This window comes from Pseudomonas agronomica, from assembly GCF_025917275.1.
GTDB lineage: Bacteria > Pseudomonadota > Gammaproteobacteria > Pseudomonadales > Pseudomonadaceae > Aquipseudomonas > Aquipseudomonas agronomica.
On the sequence record NZ_JAOSHO010001018.1, the window covers coordinates 1 to 525 of the forward strand.

General features: G+C 62.7%; 1 protein-coding gene. It reads right to left on the reverse strand.

Going from position 1 to position 525, the window contains the following annotated elements; translation table 11 throughout:
* The coding region (locus OC610_RS28680; protein ID WP_264433158.1) for a TetR/AcrR family transcriptional regulator at positions 1-467 on the reverse strand (467 nt) is incomplete at its 3' end.
* Between the last annotated feature and the right edge of the window lie 58 nt (positions 468-525).

The following is a 525-nucleotide window of genomic DNA, read 5'->3' on the forward strand; positions in this document are numbered from 1 at the left end:
TCCAGGTCCGGGCGCAGCTTGCCGGCTTGCTGCAGTTCCCTGAGCAAACCACTGATCTCGGCCCTGAGGGCATCGTTCATCGCTCGATAGCCTTCGGGCAAACCGTTGCCGCCACCGAACAGGATCAGCGGCAGCAACTCCCGCCAGAGGCTCGGGTGCATCACTTCCAAGGCATAACCGGTGAGCAACCGCTCCAGGTAGCACAGCGCCTCGACGGGGTCGTTCATCTCGGGGATCTGGCTGCGCGTGTCCTTGAGCGCGCGCTGGTCGGCGTCGTGGAGGATTTCCAGGATGATTTCCTGCTTGTTGCCGAAGTACTTGAACACCGTCGGCGCCGAGACCCCGGCCTGGCTGGCGATCTGCTCGATGGTGGTGTTCTGGAAACCCTGGCGCTCGAACAACGCCACCGCCGCCTTGCTGATGGCTTGGCGGCGTTCGGCTTTCTGACGTTCACGCAGTCCGGTCACGAAGAGGTCCTTGTTGCGGGAAAAAAAGGCTCGAAACCCTGTGGGAGCGAGCCTGCTC